3 protein-coding genes and 1 pseudogene are annotated in these 7,008 nt (G+C 54.8%); all 4 read right to left on the bottom strand.

The features are described 5' to 3' along the window. Positions 1–292: 292 nt before the first annotated feature. A pseudogene (locus tag ACOYNV_RS00640) lies at positions 293–556 on the bottom strand (IS630 family transposase); the annotation flags it as partial. A gap of 431 nt (positions 557–987) precedes the next feature. After that, a complete protein-coding gene (locus ACOYNV_RS00635) occupies positions 988–1,881 on the bottom strand; it encodes a Wzz/FepE/Etk N-terminal domain-containing protein (RefSeq protein ID WP_422897792.1) in 894 nt (297 codons plus the stop codon). 182 nt (positions 1,882–2,063) lie between these two features. After that, complete coding sequence (locus ACOYNV_RS00630) at positions 2,064–4,103, bottom strand: YjbH domain-containing protein (RefSeq protein ID WP_422897797.1); 2,040 nt, start codon at positions 4,101–4,103, stop codon at positions 2,064–2,066. Between the two features lie 178 nt (positions 4,104–4,281). Further along, the gene (locus tag ACOYNV_RS00625) at positions 4,282–6,873 is read right to left on the bottom strand and encodes an SLBB domain-containing protein (RefSeq protein WP_422897791.1); all 2,592 of its coding nucleotides are present in this window, start codon (positions 6,871–6,873) and stop codon (positions 4,282–4,284) included. Between the last annotated feature and the right edge of the window lie 135 nt (positions 6,874–7,008).

Here is a 7,008-nt window from a genome sequence, read left to right as displayed (position 1 = left end):
CGCTGGCACCATTAGGCCGCGATTCGGTGGCTCCAATGGGGCGAGATTTGTCAAGGCGGATAACCGCTGGCAACGGACGGTACGTTATGGCTGGGATAATGGTGGAAAACATGGTGGTGGCAAAGCTGGCCGTTAACACTTAACACCTAAGCTGGCCGAGCCGGAACCAAAAAATCGCCGACAGCGAGCACCGGTTTTCCCTCTCTCCCACAAGTGGGAGAGAGGAGAATGGCGCGAAGCTGCCCCAAAGAGGGGCGGTGAATTCTGCTCACGTTTTGTAAAGACTTCAGCCATAACCCATGGTTTCGCGCGAAATGTAGGCCAAGTGATTGCCCAGGACGACGCGGATAATGGCCTCAGGCGGGTAGTAGGTATCGATCATTTTGAGCAGATTGACGAACTCTTGGCTGCGGTGCAGGTCTTCAACGTTGGCGAACACATGGCCGAAGTTCAGGTCGATACCCGCCAGGATGGAGACCGTGCCATGACGGACATACTCATAATCTCTGCCGACATTTGGCGCTTTGCCCGGAACCGGCGGTAGATCGGGGGCCGTCCGCGATTAAGCAAGCACGCCCAATTTGACTCGGTTCTCTTCTGACTACACCAGTGCTGCCCGCCCGCTCTTCCTCGCCATGATCACCTCCATCCGTTGTGTGTGAGCATCATGGCTAATGTCGACAAATCTGTGAATATATTGACGGATCGAACTACTAGATACACACCGATTTCTGCATTGTCGCCGAACGCATTCCGCATTCTGCGGGGCATGTTACTTTGAGGAGTCAAAGTTGGGCAAGTGTTTGCGGCTCTTTTTCTTAAAGGTCAGATTCCTGAAAACAAGGAAGCCCTGCAGCCCTTATTGCGCAGTGGCTTCAAGCAACTTCTAGCTTGGAATTCCCAAGATTAACGAAGAAGCTTAAAAGACAGGGACAGAGGCGCTTTTGCCTATTAATGATTTATGGAACAACACCGTGCAAGCAGATGTTACAGAACCGCGACCCGTTGACGGCGATTTCTAATGGCTTGGCGAATGAAAACGAACAGTAGGCCAAGAATTAGCCCACAAACTGCTCCAAGCGTGATGATCATCGAGCGTTTCGGTTTGACGTAAGCGTTTTCATCGACTAAAGCCGCCGGATCGATGACTTTGAAGGCGAACTGCTCCTGCGTATTAGCCATCATCATCATTTTGATCTGGGTTTCCATGACCTTGTAGATCGTCTGCTGTACCTCGACAACGCTGGTTTTCCGAAGCTCTTTTTCCAGGTAGTCAACACTTAGCTGGCTCTCAGCAATGGCTTTTTCACGCAGGTTAGCGTTAGCCCGCTTGATCAGAGAATTGGCCCAATCCACCGCCTGCTCACGGTCTTTCCAGGTGACGGTAACGGTAATGAGGTTTGTTTTCTTGTCGTGCTGAACCACACAAATACTCGAGAAAAATTTAAAGGCATTCCAGAGCGATGGCGTTTTTTCAGGATCGTCGACCAGCCACTTTTTGTTTTGAGAATCCCATTGCTTCGCGTAGAGAATGGGCATCAGATCGTTTGCCTTGATGAAACCTTCGATGAAGACGCGGGATTTTAGATAGGCCAGGGAAGCGTCCTTAGTGCCGCCACCACCTCCCAGGTTAACCCCCGCCATCTCGGCAAGACCTCCGTATTCTCCGGCAAGCGTCTTGCTTTCTTCCGTGAATTTTGCAAGAACCACGGCTTCGTACTTGGGCGTCATGGTAAAGGCGACGACGGCTGCGGCTGATACGCAAAGCGCTGCGATCATGACAATGATCCATTTGTTCTGTACCAAGGTGCCCCAAAGTTCGAACAAGTTAATTTCGTCGTCGTGGTAGTCTTCTGCAGCGTGTGAGTCGTTGGGGTTCATTCTGCTCCGTCGATGCAAACTAATTTTCAAGGCTGACATTGTAGTTGAAACGGCGCATTGTGTGGCCGTAAAAACGGGCTACAACTAGGGCCGCCATGTCAAGTTAGCCATGCAACGCTATAAGTGAATTTTCAACGAATAACGCCTTCGGCTCATCCGCTGCTGGATATGATCAGCGAACTTCATTCAAGCACTTGCCCCCAGTCGTTCATCAACTTGTCAGTATTGGAGTTGGCAACCATCGGATAAAGCCGCTTGGCGATATTCACGCGCTGCCCACCGTCGCGGGTGAGTGGCCGATAGACCACTCCCATATTCCCACGGCTGGAATAAAGCGAAAGCATGTCCATAGGTATGGAGATGCCAATTCCTTTATCGTACGATCCTTCACCAAACTGCGAGGCAGGAACATTAGTTTTTGTCACAAAAGCGCCGATCACGACACCGCTGTCGAATTGCCGCGAGAGGGCAAACGTGGCTCCGCGATCGCCCGCGAGGTATTGCCCAACACTGACCTGCGCCGTCATGTTGTAAAACGGGAGGCGGTAATACAAATCAAGATGTCCGGTAGTCACCTTGTAGTCAAGAAAGTCAAAACGCTGGTCATAAGCCCGTTGCTGTACGCGATTGATTTCAAGCCCTACGGCCCAGCGCTTGTCGTAAGGGCGATGAAGAATTTCACCACTCACGCCACCAAACATTTCCTCGAAAATACCGACCGATGCGCGCCCATACCAATCGCGCCCGAGGTTGGTGAGGTAATCTGCCTGAAATTGCGAGAGGCTGGTTTTGCCCTCTTTCAAATAGTCATTGATGTCGCTGCGCACATGCGGCAGAACGCTGTCGGAAGGGAGTTTGAGTGCTGCAAGATTGTCGGCAATATTCAAGATGGCACCGACGGTTGCGCTCCAATGGCGCGTCAGTTGTAGCTCAGCATTCCCGCGCACGAGAAACTGGTAGAAATAAGCGCCATCCGGGCCGCCGATCTGTTGCTTCATCGCCGGCGACCACGACGAGCTAAACGAAGGGTAACGGTCGGGAATGGCAACTGGCTTGGCCATCGGATCACTGGCCGGCCCGCCGACCCGCAGATGCTGGGCAATTTCTTCAGGGCTCCCCTCATAATTCACCGCTTTTTCCAGATCCTTGCGCATCAGCGAAACGCGTTGGGTCTCCAAGCCATTTTCCAGATTCACATAGGTCAGTTCATCAACCTGTGGCGGAACATTGTTGGCCATGATTCGCGCCGCGCGCCCAATGGCGCGCGCACTGTTGCGATAGGTGCTTTGCGAAGCCTCGACAATGGCCTCTCGACCTCTAATCTCGGCCGAGTCAACCTTATAGCCTTTTGCGAACAATGCGTTGGCCAGTGCCAATTCAGGCTGATTGCCGGCCTCCCACCCCTTGGCCTTGCTTATCGCGATGGCTTCAGACAAATCCCTGGGTTTGAGGACTTCAGGCGCCGGGTCAAGTTTAGGCAACCCCGTTCCCTTGTGCAGATTGCCATGAATCGCCAATTGGATCACTGCCGCATTGCCTCGCTCGACTCCGAGCGACAAATCAAGCCATTTGTCGTAGGAGTAAGTAACCCCTAAGTTGATCGGCGCCGAAGCCTTGATCGGCTTTCCCGAGGGGTCATTGACGTAATCGTTGCCATCCAATTCCAGCTTCAGAGTAAGCCCGTTAATCGGCGTTTGGTAGGTCACCCCACCGATAACGGATACGCGGTCGCCATGAAAATACTGGTTGGAAATCGTCCCACCTTGGCCAAGGTTGTTTTCACGCGTTTTGAAGCTGCTGAACAGACTGGCCAGCGGATTCTTAATCTGCCCCCGGCTCCCAAGATAGCCCCAGCCCAGACCCAAACTGAAATCGAAATTGAAATAGCGACGGCTGGCGACCAGGTATTCTCCAGAGAAGAGGCCGGTCCCGGCCACATCACGAGAACCGATCGCAACCTGCGGCCAGGTGCTCGACTCCTTGACCAGCATCAGCTTGACGTCCACACCCTTGTCTTTATAGGTCTGGTTCCCCGAGAAATTTTCCGGACCATAGAGTCGATCCTGAATCGTCGTGTAGCGCAGGACCACTTCGACGCCGGGCAGTGGCTGCATGCTCAAGGCATTGCGCAAGTAGGGGTTCGTGTGAGTGACGGAAACCGCAAATTCTCCTTCAGGGGCAAATCGCCCCGTTGGCATCTGCATCAAGCCTACTCCGCCCATGTCGGAATAATTATCAAACGTCGGTTCCGGCTCAAGCTGAGCTCTCGCCTCGAATGCAAGCATCAGACACAACAATGCCGCAAACCAATTTCTGGCGCGCATTAAACGGTGTCGAAGCCTAGTCTCCAGCCCACGACAGCTAACCGGCATTCAAAGAATCCTTGTCTGTGCCGTGCGCCTATCTGTTAATAACGGCGAGCGAAGCGGCAGACAATGCCAGATCCTTCAGCACCTGCAGCGACAACAGCATCAGATCCATGGATGTCGTCGGCAAGGAATCGCGCGAAACATAGATAGTGCTGCCCGGTGGCAAAAGCGTTGGCTGGAAATTCCACGACGAAACCTTCAGCGGCTCGGCACTACCGTTTGGAAAAATCGCAAAGATGCGATTCTCATCGGCCAACTGCGTCGTCCCGCCTGTGGCGGCGATGTAATCGGCAGCCTTTTTGCCCGCCAGGAACTGCACAGCCCCCGGGTTCAATACTTCACCCATCACGAGGATCGATGAAGAACGACGCGGAACATGAATTTCGTCCCCCGGCTCGACCGTCACATCAAGTTCCTGGCGTACCTCAAGCACCGTCGGATCAGCCTCGACCACCATCCGGCCCACCGGGTCGATGCTTCGCATCTGATTGACAAGGTTCATCACCACAGCACCGGCTCCGGCATCGACCGTAGAGCCTGAAGCACGCTGCCGTGTCATCGCCAGCAACAGGCCATTTTGCAGATCCAATGCGGCCTTCTGGTAGAAAAACTTCTTTTCTTCCTTGACGCTCTGCCGCAGATAGACAGTACCCAGCGGATACGCTTGCGGCGTCAACCCGCCGGCACGCGCGATGAGTTCAGAAAGTTTCTCGCCACGTCGGATTTCGAAATTACCCGGATGCCCGAACTCGCCCGACATGCGGACAACCCCGGTATCCATCTCGGAGAAGCGTTTGCGCACCAGCACCAGATTGCCCGGCTCGAGTTGAACCTGCGCCAACTCGTCCAGTTTGACCAAGTGGCGCTTCAGCGCCATGCGCCCCTGTTTGCCAGCGACCAGACGCGATAACTCGACCCCCGTTTTTTCTGCCTCACGCGTCATGCCGCCGCGCGCGTTGATTGCCACGTCAAGCGGCAAACCTTCGGGTATGGGCAAAACACCAGGCTGCTTGACCTCACCGCGAACGGTAATGGCGTTTTCCAGAACGAAGGTCAACAATTCCGGTGTTTGCTGGAAAAGTACGGGGCACCCGGAATTCTTTACCAGACGCTGCGAATCGGTACCTTGCCCCGAACTCATAATGGCCGCCCGGAAGCGCTCAGAACCTTCGCCGCGGATGACATTCGACAGCTCGATCAACCCGGCACACTTCACCTGGACGGGTCGAACGACCGTCGCCTTGACACTGTCCAGCGTATCACCTTGCGCGATCTTCCTGGCGTTCGAAGTGCCCGCGACGGTCTGCAACTCATCCTTGTCCTGAACCGCAACGGCATTCGCCGAATTGTCGTCCGGCGGCAAGCGACCGGTGAGAACGAACTGAACATTGGCCGACGACAGGAATTCGACATCGGCTTGACTCAAGACGATGATCCGATCCCCTGCCTGCAAGGGCTCGAGCGACTTTCCGTCAATCACATTCAGCAGATTGACGGTATGGAAACGCCGGGTACCGGAGGCCATATCGACGCGTTCGACTATCGCCAGCGGCCGAAAGGCATCGCGAGCCAGTGAATCGAAGGAACGAATCAGCGAGGACAACTGCATCCCCTGTTTCCACTCGTAAGTCCCTGCCCGATCGACACTGCCGGTCAGCGAAACGGACTTGTCCCAACGCGCGACGATCGACGGAATGCTGAGCACATCGCCGTCCCGCAGTTCAAGTCTGCGCTGGGCAGCCGAATTAAGCGGTACATCCAGTGCCAAGCGGTTGCCATCCTGCCCGACGCGATCGAGCTTGGCCTGAGCCGCATAGGCCGTTGGCAGTAGGCCGCCCCCCAGATTGATCAGGTCTTCCGCGGTTCTTTCAGCGGCCAATTCGTAAATCGCAGGCCGCAGGATTTCGCCGGCAACGCCAACGCGACGTCCGACCGTCGGCACGAAGATCGTGTCGCCGGACTGTAGGCGAATATTTCCCTTGCTGCCGCCGTGAAGCATCGCTTCGTACAAGTCGACGCGTCCGACCACCGCACCATTGCGGCGAATTTCGATCTTGCGCATCGATCCTGTCGGCTTGATCCCGCCTCCGATCAACAGCGCATTGACGACGGTCGTCAATGCATCGGTGGCATACCCAGCCGGATTGTTGACTTCACCCATCAAGAATATCTGAATTGAGCGCAAGGCGCCCATGCTGACGGTCGCCTCGACGCCGATCTTGTGCTTGCCAATCTGTTCGAGCAGCGTTTTGCCAACCATCTCGTAGCTCATCCCGGCAACCGAAACCGGACCCATTCCCGGCAAGGTCACCGCTCCGGTACGATCGACGGTCAGCTGATAGGTCTTGTTTTCCTTGCCAAACAAGCGTAGTTCAATAGTATCGCCGGCACCGACGACATAATCGTTGGGTACAGGCATATCCGCAGAGGCAGAAAACGGAACGAGTCCGCCGGAAAAAAGCTGCTCGCCGAAGGGGCGAAGGCTCTCTCCGGATTTGCCGATGAACGCATTAAAACCGGGAACTGGCGAATTGGACGGCGACGGCCTGATCGGTGCACTGACCGGGCTAAACTGGCGCTGCTTGCTCGGTACCCCTTGCTGAGCCGAATTGAGTTTTTCCAACTGATCCAGGTCAAGTGTCTGCCCACACACCAGCTGCGACGCAAAGAGGGAACAGGACAACAAAACACCCAGCAACCGTTTATGGATAGACATAGCGATGACACTCGGGAAATGGATCGAAAAAGGAAAAACCGA

Origin of the sequence: Propionivibrio sp., assembly GCF_049316945.1 — a bacterium.
Classification (GTDB): domain Bacteria; phylum Pseudomonadota; class Gammaproteobacteria; order Burkholderiales; family Rhodocyclaceae; genus Propionivibrio.
The sequence above is the reverse complement of the archived record's forward strand: the minus strand, read 5'-3'. Positions and strand labels throughout refer to the sequence as shown.

Bases quoted from the DNA above. Each gene is read 5' to 3' on its own strand.
- ACOYNV_RS00635 (WP_422897792.1), bottom strand. From the start codon at position 1,881: ATGAACCCCAACGACTCACACGCTGCAGAAGACTACCACGACGACGAA.
- ACOYNV_RS00630 (WP_422897797.1), bottom strand. From the start codon at position 4,103: ATGGGCGGAGTAGGCTTGATGCAGATGCCAACGGGGCGATTTGCCCCT.